Below are 18,004 nucleotides of genomic sequence, written 5' to 3' on the forward strand. Positions count from 1 at the left end.
ACGTACGTCTGCGAAGACGTCGGCAGCGCCCTACAATAAATTCAGATTTGTCCGTTTTGGGTAGTGGCATTTTGAATTCTCTGCCCTAGACTGCCGACATCATCAGGGAGTAGTCGTTATATGGAGCAGTTGCGTAGTTGGGTGTTTGGAGTTTCGTGCCTGATGGGCATGGCGCAACTGGCGATGGCCGATGACCCGTTGCTGGATCATCCTCCTGCGGCGGCAGCGAGTGCCAACGAGGCGCGCGGCGTGTTGCGCGCCCGCGACCAGGCGATGCTGGCCAGCGAGTTGTCAGGGCGAATCGTCGAGTTGCCTTTCAGCGAGGGTGAATCGTTCAAGAAGGGTGACACGCTGGCGCGCTTCGATTGTTCGGCCTACCAGGCCCAGTTGAATGCCGCCCAGGCCGCCAGTCGTGGCGCCGGTGAGGAGCTTGCGCACAACAAACAGCTGGCGGCACTCAACTCCGTCGGGCGTTTTGAAGTGGCCCGCGCTGAAGCCAAGCTCACTGAAACCCAGGCCCAGTCCCAGGTCTATCAAGTACAGGTCAAACGCTGCAGTGTGCTGGCGCCGTATGACGGCCAGGTGGTGCAGCGCAAGGTCCAGCGCTATGAAAGCGTCTCGGCCGGCGCGCCGTTGCTGGAGATCGTCGACAACCATAGCCTGGAAATCCACTTGCTGGTGCCGTCACGCTGGATGGGCAAGCTCAAGCCCGGTCAGACGTTCAACTTCACTCCCGACGAAACCGGCCAGGCGTTCACGGCCACGGTCAAACGCCTCGGGGCCCGTATCGATGAAGGCAGCCAGACGCTGCTGCTGGTCGCCACCTTGCCGAACGCCTCCGGGCTGCTGGCAGGCATGAGCGGTACCGCTCACTTTGCGCAATTGCAATGAACGCACCGATGCCGGGCCACGCCGAACGTGTGTTTGCGCAGTTTCTCGACCTTGAGCGTCAGATCCGTGCTGCGCGTACTACCGAACAACTGGCCTATAGCCTGGTCAACGATGGTCAACCGCTGTTCGGCTATCGTCATGCCGCACTGTTGATCGCCGGCAAGGTACGGGCGGTGACGGCGGTGAGCAGCGTCGACCCCAACGCGCCGTTCGTGGCCTTTGTCGAGCAAGCGGTGGCGCAGTTGCACAAGCTGGCGTTGAGCCAAACCGCACGCACGGTGCCCGCTGAACAGTTGAGTGGCGCGGTGCAGGCTGATTGGCAGAGCCTGTCCGCCGGGCACGTGTTCTGGTTGCCGCTGATCGATCCCCAAGGCCGAGTGTTCGGCGGTCTGTGGCTGGCACGAGATACGCCGTGGAATCCGGCCGAGCAAGTGCTGCTGGCGCAACTGGGCGACACCTGCAGCCATGCCTGGCATGCATTGCAACCGCGTCAGCCGTGGCGCTTGCGCCTGACCCGCAAGCGCCAGATAGCGGCGGTGGTGGCGTTGCTGCTGATGTTGCTGATCCCGGTGCGCCAATCGGTGCTGGCGCCGGCCGAAGTGGTGCCGTTGGCGGGGCAGGTCGTCGCGGCGCCGTTAGACGGGGTCATCGCCGAATTCCTGGTCAAGCCCAACCAGACGGTGAAAACCGGCGATCTGTTGTTGCGCTTTGAGAGCACCACGCTGACGGCCCAGGCGGACGTGGCGGCGCGGGCTTTGGGCGTGGCCGAGGCCGAATTGAAGGCCAATTCCCAGCGTGCCTTTGCCGATGCCGAGTCCAATTCGAAGATTGACCTGCTGGCCGCGCGCGTCGAGCAAAAACGCGCTGAACGTGACTATGCGCGTGAGCTGCTCAAACGCAGCGAAGTGCGCGCCGAACGCGACGGTATTGCCGTTTTCGCTGACGCCGACCGCTGGACCGGCAAACCGGTGCAAACCGGCGAGCGTTTGTTGCAGATCGCCGACCCCGCCCAGGCCGAGTTGCGCATTGAGCTGGCGGTGGGCGATGCGATTGCCCTGGAGCCCAACGCCCAAGTCGCAATGTTTCTCGACAGCGACCCGCTGCAACGCCACCTTGCCACCCTGCAGCGGGCTGCCTATGAAGCGCAACCTACGCCGGGTGGTCAGTTGGCTTATCGCCTGGATGCGCAATTCGATGATGCGCCGCCTCGTATCGGTTTGCGCGGCACGGCGAAGCTTTATGGCGACCGTGCACCGCTGGCCCTGTACCTGCTGCGCCGGCCGCTGGCGGGCCTGCGCCAGAGCGTTGGCCTCTGATGAGCCTGCCCAAGCTACGCGAAGACCTGCAACTGTCGAATGCTGGCGCGGCGTTGGACGGCTCGCCACGCTGGACCCTGGCCGACCCCGTGCGTGGGCGCTATTTCAAGCTCGGTGCCACTGCGATTCGTTTGCTGCACCACTGGTCACTGGGCGATCCTGAAAAAGTCCTGCAAGCCGCCAACCGAGAGCCGGGTTTGCCCTTGGGCGGCAGCGAAGTTGAGGAACTGCTGAGCTTTTTGCGCGCCCATGACCTGATCGCCGCCCTCGACCCGCAGCAGCGCGCGAGCTATCTCTATAAAGCAGCCGCGCAAAAACAGAGCCTGTGGCAGGTGCTGCTGCATCAGTACCTGTTTTTCCGCATTCCGCTGTGGCGCCCGGATGCGTTTCTCAACCGCGTGTGGCCATGGCTGGCGCGCTTTGGCCCGGGATTGCTGCGTTACGGCTTGCCGATCATCCTGGGCTTGGGCGTGTTTCTGGTCGCGCGCGACTGGCAGCGCTTTCTGGCGACGTTTCCGCACCTGTTCAGCCTCGGCGGCGCCTTGGCGTTTGGTGTGGCGCTGTTTTTCGCCAAACTGTGCCATGAGTTCGGCCATGCCTTCATGGCCAAGCGCGCCGGCTGCCGGGTGCAGAGCATGGGCGTGGCATTCATGGTGCTGCTGCCGATGTTCTACACCGACGTGAGCGATGCCTGGCGGGTCAATGACCGCCGCGCGCGGTTGATGATCGGCGCAGGTGGAGTGATGGCAGAGTTGCTGCTGGCGTGCATCGCCTTGCTTGCGTGGTCATTGTTGCCGGATGGCCCGGCGCGCACGGCGGCGTTCATGTTGGCCAGCGCCACTTGGTTGACCACGTTGGCGATCAACCTCAACCCGTTCATGCGTTTTGATGGCTACTTTTTGATCAGCGATTGGTGGGGTGTGGATAACTTGCAAGGGCGCGCCTTTGCGCTGTGCCGCTGGCGCCTGCGCGAACTGTTGTTCGGCTATGGCGAGCCGGCGCCGGAGCCGTGGTCGCCGACAATGCAACGACGCTTGTTAGGGTGGGGTTACCTGGCGTGGTTATGGCGGGCGGCACTGTTCCTGGGGATTGCGTTGGCGGTGTATCACCTGTTCTTCAAGCTGCTCGGGATCTTCCTGATGTTGGTGGAGTTGGTGTGGTTCATCTTCTTGCCGATTTTCAAGGAGTGGCGTGAATGGTGGAGCCGCCGCGCCCAGGCCCATGGCTCGCGGGTGTTGCTCAGCGGTCTGGGCCTGCTGTTGATACTGCTGGCGCTGGTGGTGCCGTGGCGCAGTGCCGTGGAGTTGCCGGCCATGCTCGAAGCCGGGCGTGCCAGTGCGCTGCATGCGCCGGTGGCGGCGCGGGTCAAGCAGGTGCGGGTGGTCGATGGGCAGGCCGTCACTCAGGGCCAGGTAGTGTTCGAATTGGAGTCGCCGGATTTGGACGCGCGACAAAGCATCGTGCGCCGCGAAGTGGAGATTTTGCAGTTGCAGATGCGCCGTCAGGCCGGGCGCAGTGAAACGGCGGCGGATGCGGGGATCAACGATCAGCGTCTGGCCCAGGCCCTGGCCGAATACCGAGGCCTGGCCGCCCAACGTGAGCGGCTGCTGTTGCGTGCACCTCATGCCGGCACGGTGCGCGACGTGTTACCGCAATTGAGTGCAGGTCGTTGGCTGTCGCCCAAGGACGCGCTGGCACAAGTAGTGGAAGAGGGGGCACGTCTGCGTGGTTACCTGGCCGAGGCAGAGTTGTGGCGGGTGGCACCGGGCTCTACCGGACGCTTTATTGCCGACGACCCGATGCATGCGGCTGTCCCCGTTGAATTAATCGATATCGATGCCAACGGCGTGGCCTACCTGGACCAGGAGGCGCTGACCTCCGACCACCATGGGCCAATCGCCGTGCGCCGTGATGAAAACCAGCGCCCGGAGCCGGTTCAGGCCCAGTACGGCGCGCGGTTGAAAACTGCGCAACCGATCGAGACACCTCGTCAACCCCTGCGCGGCGTGGTGGTGTTGCAAGGGCGCAGCGAGTCGGTACTGGGTGTTGCCTGGCGTCGGGCGGCAGCGTTGGGGGTACGGGAAAGCGGGTTCTGACAGGAGTTGGATATGTTGAACAAGGATGGCGCCTTGGCGCAGGGCTTGGTGGTGCGCCCGTCACGTGGCACCGATGGGCCGTTTTTGCAGAGCCTTTACCGTTCGGCGCGCGCGGATCTGCAGTGGATCGATGGCGAGCAGGCGTTGGTAGAGGCCGTGATTGCCCAGCAGTTCCAGGTCCAGGAACAAGGCATGGACGAGCATTTTCCCGGCGCCCTGCATTACGTGATCGAAAAATTGGCCACGCCCATCGGTGCATTGAGTGCTGACTTCGGGCCTAACGAAATCCGAGTGTTGTACCTGGCATTTGTCCCCGCTGCCCGGGGGCAGGGTTTTGGGCGCGCGGTGTTGCAAGGGGTGCAGCAGGCCGCCGCCCAGGTGTGTTGCCCGGTGGCGACTGTGGTGTGGGCGAGCAACCCCCATGCGCGCCAGCATTACCTGGCGCTGGGGTTTCAGGTGGAAGAAGAGACGCCTGCCGCGCAGCGGTTGGTGTGGTACCCGTCTCAGTTGAACACGATGCAGAAGTAACCGCGCTGAGTGTCGCGGCCCATGGCCGGCTCGCGGGACACGAAGACGTTTTCAAGGCATGTGTCCGCCAGAGGCAGGCGGCACAAACCATCGACGAAATCGGTTGGTACAAGGCTTTCGAGCAGCACGCTGAACGCTGTGCGTGGGCTACCGGGCAGGCTGGCCTTAGGGGCGTAAGTGAGCTGTTGGATCTGGATTGGCAATGCGCAACCATCGGGCAGGTGAAGCACGCCGGTCTGGTTCAACAAGGGCTGGAAATGTTCGGGGGTTATCAGGTTCAACATAAGAAGAGGCTCCGTTTAAGCAAAGCCGAGGCCCGTGGGCCTCGGCCAGAGGCTTAGCTGCGAGATGGAAAGATGCCGTTCAGCGCTATGCTGAAGTTGATCACCAGGAACGGGTTCATCGTGGCCATGGCCTGGCCTTGGCCCGCGGGGTCGACGGTGCCGGCCAGGGTGGTACTGACACCCTTGAGCGGCACCGGGTTGGTACCCTGTTGGTCGGAGTAGATCGTCGCGCTGCCCGGGCCAGAGCCGGAAGCGCCGATAAACGAGTTGGCGGCGGTGGGTGCAGTGACTGGATTGCTGATGACGCTGGCCAGTTGCACCGTGGTGGTGGCGGTGAATGTTGTGGTGCCATGGGTGTGGATAGGCAGGTTGGCGAGGGTGGGCGTGACGCTCTCGGCGCCGGCGAACGCGCCGATGACCCGCTGCGACAAGTTGGCGCCGTTGCCTTGACCGATGGGCAGTCGTCCCTGCAAATCCGGCAGCTTGAAGGACTGCACCCCGTCGCCGCCGTACGTGGTTGTAATCAGGGCGAACAGCGCCTGGTACTGGTTGACGGACAAGGTCTGACCGGCGCACAAGGCCCAGTCTCTGGGGGCGAAATTAAACGCGAACGGTTGAATAGTGCCGATGAATACTTCCATGGATCGTTCATCCTTGCTGATGGCTCTATGGGGGTGTGACGCAAATTGATCTGGCGTCATCGCAGAGCGTAGACGCTGCTTTTGTGCTGTGTCTGGCAGTTGCGAAACCGCGAGCGAAACCATGGCTTTTGGCCTAGAGTGGCGCATGTTGACGCCGGTGCGGGGTTTGCCCGGGAAGCCGGCAGTTTCAGGGGAATTGAGGTGCGACGGTCTGTGGTAGAGCAAGACGATAAAGTTGGGGTTTTTCCCGCAGTCAATCGCCTCTCGGCGGCCTGGGAAGGTGCCGGTTGGCTCAGCCGTTTATGGTGGGTGCCGATTCTGGCGCTGGCCATGGCCGTGCGCTTTTATGGCCTCACAGCCTCGGCGATCTGGGGCGACGAAGGTTCGAGCCTGCTGCTCAGTGAATACGCCATCGACGACCTGTGGTTTCACGCGGCCCATGATGTGCACCCGCCCCTGTACTTTTTCATGTTGCGCGGCTGGATCGGGCTGTTCGGCGACGGCATCTGGTCGATTCGCGGCATGAGTGCGATTCCCGGCGTGGTCGCGGTGGGCCTGGGTATCTGGCTGACGCGGCAACTGTCCACCCGTCGCGCTGCCGTACTGGCGGGTGTGCTGCTGGCGCTGTACCCCACTGCCGTGCGTTACAGCCAGGAAGTGCGCATGTACTCGCTGCTGGCCGTATGGCTGCTCGCCGCCACGCTGGCGCTGGTGTACTGGGTGCGCCGGCCCGAGCGCATGCGCTACCTGGCGGCCTACGTGCTGTTGATGGCGGCCGGTTTCTATACCCATTACTTCACAGCCTTGTGTGTGTTGGTGCATTGGGCCTACCTGGGGCTGTTGTGCACGTCCCAGGCGCCGGGCCGGCGTTTGATCCTGCGCCCCTCGTGGTGGTGCGCCAATGCTCTGATCGTGGCGTTGTACCTGCCCTGGCTGCCGAACCTGCTGGACCTGACCCAACATGTCGAACAGCTCAAAGTGGGCGGCGATATCGGCTGGGAAGACCCGGTCACGCTGATCTCCGTGCCGTCGATGGTCTGGCAGTTCATGCTCCAGGATGAGGGCATCGGCTTCTGGACGCCGTTGTTCTGGCTGTTCCCGCTGTTGCTGATTGGTGTCGTGGGTGTGACCGCCTGGTATGACCGTGAGGCCCATCGGCCGGCCGGCATGCTGGCGCTGTTTTTCCTGTTGCCGCTGTTGCTGGTGTATGCGGTGTCGTTTATTTCGCCGGTATTCATCGAGCGCTACCTCACGGTGTATGCCCTTGGCCTGCCGATCCTGGTGGCCCTGGCCATTGACCGCCTGCCCAAACGCTTGTCACGTTGGGGTACGGCATTCCTGGTGCTGTTTATCAGCGTGGAACTGCTGGGCGTGAAGAACAACGCCACCGTAGACGAGCACGACCAATTCAACGTGCCGGTGGAGTTCGTCAACCGTAACTACCAGGAAGATGACCGCATCGTCCTCAGTGACATGCTGTGGTACCTCAGCTACGTGTATTACGACCAGACCGACGCCCAGCTTCAGCTCTACACACCACCCAAACCCGACGGCACGCCGACCCGGCCGACCGCTTACGGCTTTGGCACCTTGGTGGACCAGGACGGTGGGCGCATTTATCTCGACCGCCTGTCGGCATTGCCGGCTGATACCCGCCGTGTATGGTTGATCAGCGGTGCTGAGCCGCCGGATGAGTTCGCACCGATACCTGCCGATTGGCGCGAACTTTTACGTCAGGATGGCGGCGGGGCAAGAGCGCGTCTGTTTGTAGTGTGCCGCGGGCCAGAGCCTTTGCAGCCTGAGGGTTGCCGCTGAGTGTGAATAGACATTAAGAAAACGCTGAAATAGTGGCAAATAACCACTAGGCGCTCCTGCATTCCTCAGCTACGCTTTGTGCATAAATGGATTTGTCCTGCAAAGTGGTGAAGGGATTGCGGTATCACTTTATTTCCGGTCTGCCGCGTTCCGGCTCGACCTTGCTCTCTGCGATCCTGTTGCAGAACCCACGTTTTCGAGCGGGCATGAGCAGCCCCGTAGGGACGTTGTTCAATGGCGTGCTGGCGCAGTGCAGCGCCGGCAGCGAGTTTGGCTCGGTCATTGATCCGGACACCCGCCGCCGTCTTTTGCGCGGCCTGTTTAATGCTTACTACGGCGACAAGCCCTCCACCCCTGTGGTGTTCGACACCAATCGCCAGTGGTGCGCGCGCATGCCTGCACTGCACGACCTGTTCCCACAGGCCAAAGTCATTGCCTGTGTGCGCAACGTTGCGTGGATCATGGACAGCCTGGAGCGCCTTTACCGCGCCAACCCGTTTGAGAACACCAAGCTGTTCAACGACGATATCGAGCGCAACACCGTGTACAGCCGCGTCGAAACCCTCGGGCAGCGCAATCGCCTCGTGGGTTATGCCTGGTCGGCCCTCAAAGAGGCTTACTACGGCGAAAACGCCGGCTCAATGCTGATCGTCGACTACGACCTGCTGTCCCAGGCGCCTGAGCGCGTGATGCGGCTGATCTACGAATTTATCGGCGAACCGTGGTTCGAGCATGACTTCGACAACCTCAGCTATGACGCACCGGACTTCGACGAGGCGCTGGGCGTCAGCGGTTTGCATCGGGTCAAGCCAAAAGTCGCGCTGCAACCTCGGCGTACGATCCTGCCGCCGGACCTCTTCGAGCAGTTTGCGCAGATGGACTTCTGGCGGGATGGAACCCTGAGCGCCGCCAATGTGATTCGCACCAAAGCCGACGCCGTGATCAATTGATCGCGGTTTTTTCATAGCGGATATTTGCATTCGACAAGCGGGTGAGCAGCATGTGGTGGAGTAAAGGCAAGGCACGGCAGGCAGCGACAGGCGCAAACACTCTGGCGACGCCGATGATCATGTTCCTGGAACCGCGCATGTTGTTTGACGGCGCGGTCGCCGCCACCGTGGCTGATGCCGCGCAGGTTGACAGCCACGCCACCGCCGATGCGGCAGCCAAGGCGCCCGCGGCCGAACATCCCTCCGCCAGTAAAGACACCCATGGGCAAACCGACGCGCCGGCGACACCGGCCCCGGCACCCGTGGCTGTACCGGGGCAGACCGTGGTGTTCGTCGACGCCCGGGTCAAAGACTCCGCCGAGCTGCTCAAGGGTGCTGCTCCCGGCACGCAGGTGGTGCAACTGGATGCCAGCAAGGACGGTCTGCAGCAGATTGCCGATTACCTGGGCAGCCATCAAGGCGTGAGCTCGGTGCAGCTCATCGCTCACGGCAACACCGGTGACTTGTGGCTGGGCAGTACCTATTTGTCGGCGGACAACGTCGCTGCCCGCAGCGAAGTGTTGGCGCAGATCGGCCAGGACATGAATGTGGGCGGCGACATCCTGATCTATGCCTGCAACACGGCAGAGGGCACCCGCGGATTGGACTTTGTCGATTCCCTGGCGCAACTGACGGGCCGTGATATCGCCGCGTCGAGCAACCGCACCGGCGGGGGCGGCGACTGGACGCTGGAAATAGCCACGGGCTCCATCGAGAGCCATACCGCGTTGTCGTACCAGGCCATGTCGGCTTACCAGTACGGGTTGGCCACGATTACGGTGACCAATAACAGCGACATCGGCGCCGGCTCATTGCGCCAGGCCCTGAGCGATTCGGTAGCGGGTGACACCGTCACTTTCAGCTCAAGCATGACGGTGAACCTGAACTCACAACTGATCATCACGAAGAACGTCACGGTCGAAGGTGATCTGAACCGCGACGGCGCGGCGGACGTGACCCTCAGCGGGCAGTACAAAACCCAGGTACTGAGAGTGAACAGCGGGGTTACCGCGACACTGGATGGCCTGGTTATCACCCAGGGACTGGTGGCCGGTAATGGCGCCCAGGCCGGTGTCGACGGCACCGCGGCGATGGGCGGCGGTATCGCCAACTTCGGTAACCTGACCTTGAATAACGTCACGGTGACCAGCAACGCCGCCTCGGGTGGCGGTGGCGGCGGCGGGGTGACTGCGCCATACGCCGGTGGTGCCGTCGGCGGTGGTGGTGGCGGCGGTGGCGCTCTCGGCGGGCAAAATGGTGGTCGTGGCGGTAGCTCCGGCATGGGCACAGGGGTGTATGCCGGTACTGCTGGCAGCGCCAACCACGGCGGCACGGGCGGCTCCTATAACCCCAGTTATATGGGCGGCAAGGGTGGCAGTAACGTGGGCGGCGCAGGCGGTACGGGGGTTGCTGGTTACAGTAACGGGGGGAGCGGCGGTACGGCGAACAACGGCATTATTGCCATTGGTGGCGGAGGTGGTGGTTCCGGATGGGACAGGCCCGGCCGTGCCGGTGCCTCCGCCAGTGGCGGTATCTACAACGCTACCACCGGCACCCTGACCGTTGTCGGCACCTCGGTGATCTCCAATAACATCGCGGCCGGTGGTGGTGGCGGTGGCGGCGGGGGAAATGGTGGCAGTGCCGACCCAGGCGGTGCGGCCGGCAAAGGCGTCGGCGCAATCTGGAACAAAGGCACGCTGTTGATGACCGCCGCCAACTTTGCGGCCATGGGCGGCAACATTGGCGGCAGCGGATCCGGCGGCCAGGCGGCGGGCGGAGGTGCCACAGGTGCTTCCGTGGCGGCCACGAACAATATCTTCAACGACGGCGGCACACTGAACACCGCCTACGCGCCTGCGCCGACCGCGACCATCGTGGTGAGCAACGCTGCACAGCACCTCGGCAGCACCTCGCTGGTAACCATTACCTTCAACCAGGCGGTGACGGGCTTCACCAACGCCGACCTGACGGTCGCCAACGGTACCCTGTCTGCTGTCAGTTCCAGTGACGGTGGCACCACCTGGACCGCCACCTTCACCCCGAGCTCAAGCACTACCAGCGCGACCAACCATATCGTCCTCGACAACACCGGGGTTGCCAGTGTGTCGACAGGCACGGTGGGCAGCGGCACCACCGCATCGAATAACTACAGCATTGATACCGTGCGCCCCACCGCCACCGTCTCGGTGGTCGCGCCTACGCTGAGCACCACGGTCAACTCGACGGTGAACATCACTTTCAGCGAAGCGGTAAGCGGTTTCACCGTGTCCGACATGACCGCGTCCAATGGCACGCTCAGTAACCTGGCTACCAGCGACAATATCCACTGGACCGCGACCCTGACGCCGACGGCCTCTAATAGCAGCACCGGCAACGTCATCACCCTGGACAACACCCTCTATACCGACACCGCGACCAACACGGGTACCGGCACGACTACGTCCAATACCTATGCAATCGACACCCAACGGCCGACCGCGACCATCGTAGTCGCCGACCCCGTGCTGTCTGCCGGTGAAACCACCCTGGTGACTATTACCTTCAGTGAGGCGGTCACCGGTTTCACCAACAGCGACCTGAGCGTGCCCAATGGCATCCTGAGCACGGTGAGCAGCAGTGACGGCGGTATCACCTGGACCGCTACCTTCACGCCGACCGCCGGCATCAACGATGCCACCAACGTCATTACCCTGGCCAACACTGGCGTCGCCGACCTGGCCGGCAACGCAGGTTCGGGCACCACCAATTCAGCCAATTACACGATAGATACCGTGCAACCGACGGCGACCATCGTGGTCGGCGACAACGCGTTGAGAGTTGGCGAAACTTCGTTGGTGACCATAACGTTCAGCGAAGCGGTGTCAGGTTTTACCAATGCCGACCTGACGATTGCTAACGGCACCTTGACGGCGGTAAGCAGCAGCGATGGTGGCGTCACCTGGACGGCGACTTTCACGCCGACCAACAACATCACCGACTCCAGCAACCTGATCACGCTGGATAACGGCGGCGTACAGAATGCCTCGGGCAACACCGGCAGTGGTACCACCACGTCCAACAACTACGCCATCGATACTCAGCGGCCAACAGCGAACATTGTGGTGGCGGATACCGCGCTGGGCATCGGGCAGACTTCATTGGTCACCATTACCTTCTCCGAGGCGGTCACCGGTTTTACCAATGCCGACCTGACGATTGCCAACGGCACATTGAGCGCGGTGAGCAGCAGCGATGGTGGCATTACCTGGACAGCGACGTTTACACCCGCAGCCGGTATCACCGATACCAGCAATGTCATCACCCTGGATAACACCGGCACCACCGATTTGGCCGGCAACGCCGGCAGCGGCACCACCGACTCCAATAACTACGCCGTCGACAGCCAACGCCCGACCGCGACCATCGTGGTGGCTGATTCGGCGCTGACAGCCGGTGAAACGTCACTGGTGACTATTACCTTCAGTGAAGCCGTGACCGGCTTCACCAACGCCGACCTGACTGTCGCCAACGGCACTTTGACAGCGGTGAGCAGCAGCGATGGCGGCATCACCTGGACCGCTACCTTCACCCCGACAGCCGGCATCAACGATGCCACCAACGTCATTACCCTGGCGAACACTGGCGTCGCCGACCTGGCCGGCAACGCAGGTTCGGGCACCACCAATTCAGCCAATTACACGATAGATACCGTGCAACCGACGGCGACCATCGTGGTCGGCGACAACGCGTTGAAAGTTGGCGAAACTTCGTTGGTGACCATAACGTTCAGTGAAGCGGTGTCAGGTTTTACCAATGCCGACCTGACGATTGCTAACGGCACCTTGACGGCGGTAAGCAGCAGCGATGGTGGCATCACCTGGACGGCGACTTTCACGCCGACCAACAACATCACCGACTCCAGTAACCTGATCACGCTGGATAACGGCGGCGTACAGAATGCCTCGGGCAACACCGGCAGTGGTACCACCACGTCCAACAACTACGCCATCGACACCCAGCGGCCTACAGCGACCATTGTGGTGGCGGATACCGCCCTCGGTATCGGCCAGACCTCGCGGGTGACGGTGACGTTTTCCGAAGCGGTGAGCGGCTTCAGCAACGCCGACCTGATTGTCGCCAATGGCTCCTTGAGCGGGCTTGGCAGCAGCGACGGTGGCGTAACCTGGACCGCAACCCTGACACCCTTTACCAGCATTACCAATACCAGCAATACCGTGCGCCTGAATAATAGTGGTGTTCAGGATGCCGCCGGCAACAGCGGTATAGGTACGACTGATTCCAACAACTACGCCATCGACACGCAGCGCCCGACGGCGACCATTGTGATTGCCAACCCCAATTTGAACGCTGGTGGAACCAGCCTGGTGACGGTTACTTTTTCGGAGCCGGTGACGGGGTTCGACAATCGCGACTTGCTAATCAGCAATGGGACGCTCACTGCCTTGGCCTCCGCCGATGGTGGACGCACCTGGACCGGTGTGCTTACGCCCAACGCTGGCTTCGATACAACCGGCAATTTCATTTCTCTCAATAACAGCGGTCTTCAAGACCTTACGGGGAATACAGGGGTTGGTTCGACCCTTTCAAATACGTACGACGTCCACACCTCAAGGCCCATTGCGACGATCGAGATCAGTGACCCGGTGCTGGGCAAATTCGAGCGGCAGTTTGTCACGATTAGGTTCTCTACGCCGGTGTCCGGGTTCAGCCTCGCCAGCTTGCAAGCCGCCAATGGCACGTTCAGCGAACTGACCCAATATAGCTCCACGCTGTATTCGGTGTTGTTCACGCCGAACGCTGATACAACCGCCGGTAACAATGTAATCACTCTGGATACCACCACTGTTCATGACGCCTACGGTAATGCAGGCGTCGGCAATGCGGTGTCGCCAGCTTTCGCAGTGGACACAGTACTGCCCACCGCCACCCTGACGCTTTCCGATACCTTGCTGGAGCCTGGTGAAACCGCCATTGTCACCGTGACGTTCTCGGAGAAGGTCACCGGGTTCGACAACAATTCCATCGTTAATTTGCAGTCAGCCACGCTGAGTACGTTTTATAGCCCGGATGGCGGCATGACGTGGCGAGCAACGCTTACGCCTACTCCGGGGGCAGGTTCGTCGGGAAACTACCTGATCGGCTTGTCTATGGCATATGTCCGGGACTTGGCCGGCAACTTAAACTACGGCCTCCCTACGCCGATGGTCTCCTACCAGGTCGACCATACGCCGCTGACCTCCTACGTCTACATGGATTCCCAACGTTTGACGAGCAACGGACTGACCACCGTTTCTATCTACTTCAACAAGCCCGTGACTAACTTTGACCTGAGCGATCTCAGTGCGGATAACGGTGTGCTCTCCAATCTTCGCAGCAGCGATGGTGGCGTCAGTTGGCAGGCAACGTTGACCCCGTTCGCGAACACCACCAGTGATCAGAACGTAGTTCGGCTCAACAACGCGGGCGTGACCTATAACGGCGGCAGCGTCGGCGTGGGCATCACCACTTCACGCAACTACACGGTCGACACCCAGCGCCCTACCTCAACCATTGTCATCGACAAAACAAGCCTGGCCCTTGGAGACCAGGCGACGGTGACCATCACCTTCAGTGAGGCGGTAGCGTTCTATAACAACCCGCAAGCCCAGAACGCTTGGCTGAGTGACCTGAAAACCGTCGACGGTGGCATCACCTGGACCGCGACCCTCACGCCTCAGGGCTACATCGAAGACACTAGCAATATCGTGACCCTGGACAACACCCGCGTTTATGACCTCAACGGCAACGCGGGGCTGGGTACCAGCACGTCAAACAACTACACCATCGACACCCGGCCACCCACTGCGACGATTGTGGTCGATAAAGACGCGCTCGCCGGCGGCGACACGGCCAATGTCACCATCACCTTCAGTGAGGCGGTTTCCGGCCTTAAGCTGGATAACCTGCGGGTCTACAGCGGCGTTCTGAGCAACTTGAAAAGCATCGATGGTGGCGTGACCTGGACGGCCACCTTGACTCCAGAGGCTCACCTGCAGAACTGGACGGACCTGGTGGTGCTGGATGGTCGAGGAGTGAAGGATGCTGCCGGCAATACAAGCCAGTCGTATACGTACTCCAATTATTTTCATGTCGATACGCAAGGCCCACAGGTCTACATCGAGGTGTCGGATACCCAGCTCAAGGCCGGGCAGGGCACCGAGGTGTTTATCTGGTTCAGTGAGCCCGTGCGCGGTTTCGACCTGTCCAGCCTGAGAGTACAGAACGGCACCTTGTCCAACCTGCAAAGTGGCGAGGGCGGCTATTACTGGACCGCGACCTTGACGCCGAACAACAACGTAAATGCCGGCAGCAACGTCATCTCCGTCGATAACAGCACGATTCGCGACCTGGCCGGCAACGTCGGCGCAGGCGTCAGCGAGTCCAACAGCTACGCCATCAACAGCATCAGTGTCACGGCCGATCCATTGACCCTTACCGGCGGTATTGCAAGGCCCGTGATCGACCCGCCGCACCTGCCATTGCAACCGGGTGTCTTTGCCCCGCCAACCGGCAACCTCGGTTCACCACTGACGTTCGCGCCGCTGTTTGAACAGCGTGTCCTCGGCGACGGTATCCGCCCGCTGGGGGACATTTTCATTAACAACGGTGCTACCAGCCCAAGTTTTATCGCTCAGGTGTTTACCAGCAGCGATAACGTCGGGGACGGCTCCGGCGAAGGCTTCCTCGGTTTCGGCGGCGGCGATGGCGGGATCTTCGGCTCAAGCACCCTGTCGAGCCTGTTCAACCGTGAAACCCACGGCGATGACAGTGCCCTCAAAGCGTTCGACGGCAAGCCGATCAACGGCCAGGGCGACCCGGCCCAGGGGCTGCGCGGCGTGTTTGGCGCGCCGAGCCTCGGGCAGCAACTGCAGCAACTCAAAGACACAGAACAGCGCCAGGTGATGGACCTGGCGCACGCACTGCAACAAGTCGGCATCAGCGAAATGCAGGCTTGAACACACTTAACTCCAGGCGCAGTAACAGGGGCAGTCCAAGGATGAAAACAGGTCATAAGTTGTTCGGCGCCAGCTTGCTGGCGCTGGCGATCAGCGGTTGTGCGGTCACCAGTGAGCCGATTGAGCGCAGCGTCAGTGAGCAGCGAGCCCGTAGCGATCTGCAAGGGATGTACAAGGATCAGGAGCCGTTGAACGGCCCGTTGACGCTGCACCAGGCCATGGCCCGCGCTGTCAAATACAACCTCGAAGGCCGCTTGAAGGTGATGGAAGAGGCGCTGGCCAAACGCCAATCGGACCTCTCCAGCTTCGACATGCTGCCGCGCATGGCCTTGTCCGCAGGCTATGCCGGGCGTAATAACACCAACGCTTCCAGCAGCCAGAGTGTGCGCACCGGCACCCAGTCCCTGGAGCCGTCGACCTCCCAGGACCGCGACCGCCGCGTAGCCGACCTGACCATGGTGTGGAACGTGCTCGACTTTGGCGTCAGCTACATCAGCGCCAAGCAGCAAGGCGACCAGCGCCTGATCATCCAGGAGCGTCGGCGCAAGGTGATCAACACCATCGTGCAGGACGTACGCTCGGCCTATTGGCGCGCGGAGGCGGCCGAACGCTTGCTGACCCAGATCGATAGCCTGATGGCGCGGGTCGACCAGGCCCAGACGAACAGCCAGAGCATGAGCGAACAACGCATCGGCGACCCGGTGCAGGCGCTGGGTTACCAACGCTCGCTGATCGAAGCCACGCGCCAGTTGCAAGAGCAGCGCCGCGCGTTGTCCCTGGCCAAGACCGAACTGGCCACGCTTATCAATCTGCCCATGGGCAGCGAACTCAAGCTGGCCACGCCGGATGACTACAGTGTGCCGCAGTTGAAGGTCAACCTGGCCAGCCTGGAACAGGAAGCCCTGGCGAACCGTCCGGAACTGCGCGAGCAGGACTATCAGACCCGCATCAGCGCCGCCGAAACCCGCAAAGCCATGCTGCGCCTGCTGCCCGGTCTGGAGTTTTCGGCCGGTGGGCATTACGACAGCAACTCGTTCCTGACTGACAACCGCTGGGCTGACTATGGCGCCAAGGTCACCTGGAACCTGTTCAATGTGATCTCCGCACCCGCCGCCATCGATGTGGCCAAGGCCGGTGAAGAAGTCGCCACTGCACGGCGCCAGGCGATGTCCATCGCGGTGCTGGCGCAGATCTACGTGGCCAATGCCAACTATCAGGACGCGGTACGCCAGTTCAAGACCAACGAACAGCTGGCCAATATCGACGGGCAAATCCTCACCCAACTGCGTAATCGACACCAGGCCGCAGGGTTGGGTGAACTGGACCTGATCCAGGGTGAACTCAACACCTTGCAAGCGGACCTGCGCCGCGACCTGGCCTACGCTGACCTGCGCAACGCCTACGGCCAGATCTTCGCCAGTGCCGGGCTTGACCCGTTGCCTGAACAGCTGGACTCCGACCGCGTGCAAGCCATCGCTACGGCGCTGGCCAGCCGTGAATCGGCGTGGGCTGCGGGCAACATCACGGCGCCGGTGCCGCGTGCCGTCGCTCAATAACCTGGTGGCGCCGACGGCGAGCATCACTCGTCGTCAGCGCGAGGCGCGTAATGGGCACCGAGGCGTAGCGATCCTGCTCACTGGCTTGCCTGCATCGGGTAAATCCACTCTGGCCCAGGGCCTGCAAGCGGCGCTGTTCGAACAAGGCAAGCAAAGCCTGGTGCTCGACGGCGATGCCTTGCGTGGTGGCCTCAACAAAGACCTGGGCTTTGCTGACAGCGACCGGCTGGAAAACATCCGCCGGGCCAGCGAACTCGCGGCATTGCTGGTGGAAAACGGGCAAATCGTGATCCTCGCGATGATCGCGCCGCTGGTCGAACTGCGCGCGGTGTTTGCCGAACGCCTGGCTGCCGACTATCGGGAAGTCTGGTGCAGCGCCTCGCTGGCGGTGTGCGAAGGGCGCGACCCCAAGGGGCATTACGCCCGTGCACGACGTGGGGAGTTGCCGGGGTTTACCGGGGTTGGCTCACCGTACGAACAACCGCTGCACGCATCCTTGGTGCTGGATACCGGCGTCCTGTCGGCGCAGCAGTGCGTCGAGCGGTTATTGGTATGGCTTTCGCCTGAACTAGACTCTGGGGAGTGATCTTTTCAGGAGTCGCCCATGGAACCGCCTGTGCATAGTTTGCCTTCGTTGTTCAAACAGCTTGGGCTGCCGGATGACCCGGTGAGTATCGAGAAGTTCGTAGCGGTGCATTCGCCGCTCAAGCGCGACCAGAAGCTGGAAGAGGCGTTTTTCTGGACAGACAGCCAGAAGAAATTCTTGCGCAGTGAAATCCTCGAAGATGCGGATTGGGCCGAGGTGGTGGATGAGCTCAATCTGCTGCTGCACGGCTTGCCGCGATGATCGAGCCCGCCACCCATCCGCAAATTTGTATCAAAACTTGACGGCA

Annotated in this window: 12 protein-coding genes; 10 read left to right on the forward strand and 2 right to left on the reverse strand. The window is 61.8% G+C overall.

Annotation, left to right across the window (positions count from 1 at the left end; translation table 11 throughout):
* Positions 1 to 120: 120 nt before the first annotated feature.
* From M5B97_RS19190 to M5B97_RS19205, 4 genes are read left to right on the forward strand one after another with little or no spacing between them, the layout of a single operon-like run.
* Positions 121 to 891: an efflux RND transporter periplasmic adaptor subunit gene (locus M5B97_RS19190; protein WP_134660286.1), complete on the forward strand. Its 771-nt coding sequence runs from the start codon at positions 121 to 123 to the stop codon at positions 889 to 891.
* On the forward strand, positions 888 to 2,207 hold the full coding sequence (locus M5B97_RS19195; RefSeq protein ID WP_248732342.1) for an HlyD family efflux transporter periplasmic adaptor subunit: 1,320 nt from the start codon (positions 888 to 890) through the stop codon (positions 2,205 to 2,207). Before M5B97_RS19190 ends, M5B97_RS19195 begins: the two co-directional genes overlap by 4 nt.
* A complete protein-coding gene (locus tag M5B97_RS19200; protein WP_248732343.1) occupies positions 2,207 to 4,303 on the forward strand; it encodes a biotin/lipoyl-binding protein in 2,097 nt (698 codons plus the stop codon). The genes M5B97_RS19195 and M5B97_RS19200 overlap by 1 nt, the downstream gene beginning before the upstream one ends.
* Positions 4,304 to 4,315: 12 nt before the next feature.
* Entirely contained in the window at positions 4,316 to 4,831 is a 516-nt protein-coding gene (locus M5B97_RS19205) for a GNAT family N-acetyltransferase (RefSeq protein WP_248732344.1), read from the forward strand.
* Here the strand turns inward: M5B97_RS19205 and M5B97_RS19210 are convergent.
* On the reverse strand, positions 4,807 to 5,115 hold the full coding sequence (locus M5B97_RS19210) for a hypothetical protein (protein WP_248732345.1): 309 nt from the start codon (positions 5,113 to 5,115) through the stop codon (positions 4,807 to 4,809). The genes M5B97_RS19205 and M5B97_RS19210 overlap by 25 nt on opposite strands.
* Positions 5,116 to 5,168: 53 nt before the next feature.
* Positions 5,169 to 5,756: a tail fiber protein gene (locus tag M5B97_RS19215; protein WP_248732346.1), complete on the reverse strand. Its 588-nt coding sequence runs from the start codon at positions 5,754 to 5,756 to the stop codon at positions 5,169 to 5,171.
* Positions 5,757 to 5,957: 201 nt separating this feature from the next.
* On the opposite strand from M5B97_RS19215, the gene M5B97_RS19220 reads away from it, so the two are divergent.
* From M5B97_RS19220 to M5B97_RS19245, 6 genes are all read left to right on the forward strand, one after another.
* Positions 5,958 to 7,571 carry a glycosyltransferase family 39 protein gene (locus M5B97_RS19220; RefSeq protein ID WP_123717495.1) on the forward strand — a complete coding sequence of 538 codons (1,614 nt, stop codon included), beginning with the start codon at positions 5,958 to 5,960 and terminating at the stop codon, positions 7,569 to 7,571.
* An 86-nt stretch (positions 7,572 to 7,657) separates the two neighbouring features.
* On the forward strand, positions 7,658 to 8,521 hold the full coding sequence (locus M5B97_RS19225; protein WP_248732347.1) for a sulfotransferase: 864 nt from the start codon (positions 7,658 to 7,660) through the stop codon (positions 8,519 to 8,521).
* Between the two features lie 50 nt (positions 8,522 to 8,571).
* Entirely contained in the window at positions 8,572 to 15,555 is a 6,984-nt protein-coding gene (locus M5B97_RS19230; protein ID WP_248732348.1) for an Ig-like domain-containing protein, read from the forward strand.
* A 41-nt stretch (positions 15,556 to 15,596) separates the two neighbouring features.
* Positions 15,597 to 17,111, forward strand: coding sequence for a TolC family protein (locus M5B97_RS19235; RefSeq protein WP_248732349.1), 1,515 nt, complete (start codon positions 15,597 to 15,599; stop codon positions 17,109 to 17,111).
* On the forward strand, positions 17,095 to 17,697 hold the full coding sequence (gene cysC / locus M5B97_RS19240) for an adenylyl-sulfate kinase (RefSeq protein WP_248732350.1): 603 nt from the start codon (positions 17,095 to 17,097) through the stop codon (positions 17,695 to 17,697). The genes M5B97_RS19235 and cysC overlap by 17 nt, the downstream gene beginning before the upstream one ends.
* An 18-nt stretch (positions 17,698 to 17,715) precedes the next feature.
* Complete coding sequence (locus M5B97_RS19245; protein WP_123717494.1) at positions 17,716 to 17,958, forward strand: DUF2789 domain-containing protein; 243 nt, start codon at positions 17,716 to 17,718, stop codon at positions 17,956 to 17,958.
* The last annotated feature ends 46 nt before the right edge of the window (positions 17,959 to 18,004 follow it).

This window comes from Pseudomonas sp. MWU13-2517 (genome assembly GCF_023242545.1).
Classification (GTDB): domain Bacteria; phylum Pseudomonadota; class Gammaproteobacteria; order Pseudomonadales; family Pseudomonadaceae; genus Aquipseudomonas.

Excerpts from the sequence above, each read along its gene's own strand:
- M5B97_RS19205 (WP_248732344.1), top strand. The coding sequence starts at position 4,316 with ATGTTGAACAAGGATGGCGCCTTGGCGCAGGGCTTGGTGGTGCGCCCG.
- M5B97_RS19225 (WP_248732347.1), top strand. The coding sequence starts at position 7,658 with ATGGATTTGTCCTGCAAAGTGGTGAAGGGATTGCGGTATCACTTTATT.
- M5B97_RS19235 (WP_248732349.1), top strand. The coding sequence starts at position 15,597 with ATGAAAACAGGTCATAAGTTGTTCGGCGCCAGCTTGCTGGCGCTGGCG.
- M5B97_RS19215 (WP_248732346.1), bottom strand. The coding sequence starts at position 5,756 with ATGGAAGTATTCATCGGCACTATTCAACCGTTCGCGTTTAATTTCGCC.
- M5B97_RS19200 (WP_248732343.1), top strand. The coding sequence starts at position 2,207 with ATGAGCCTGCCCAAGCTACGCGAAGACCTGCAACTGTCGAATGCTGGC.
- M5B97_RS19230 (WP_248732348.1), top strand. The coding sequence starts at position 8,572 with ATGTGGTGGAGTAAAGGCAAGGCACGGCAGGCAGCGACAGGCGCAAAC.
- M5B97_RS19210 (WP_248732345.1), bottom strand. The coding sequence starts at position 5,115 with ATGTTGAACCTGATAACCCCCGAACATTTCCAGCCCTTGTTGAACCAG.
- M5B97_RS19190 (WP_134660286.1), top strand. The coding sequence starts at position 121 with ATGGAGCAGTTGCGTAGTTGGGTGTTTGGAGTTTCGTGCCTGATGGGC.
- M5B97_RS19195 (WP_248732342.1), top strand. The coding sequence starts at position 888 with ATGAACGCACCGATGCCGGGCCACGCCGAACGTGTGTTTGCGCAGTTT.
- M5B97_RS19245 (WP_123717494.1), top strand. The coding sequence starts at position 17,716 with ATGGAACCGCCTGTGCATAGTTTGCCTTCGTTGTTCAAACAGCTTGGG.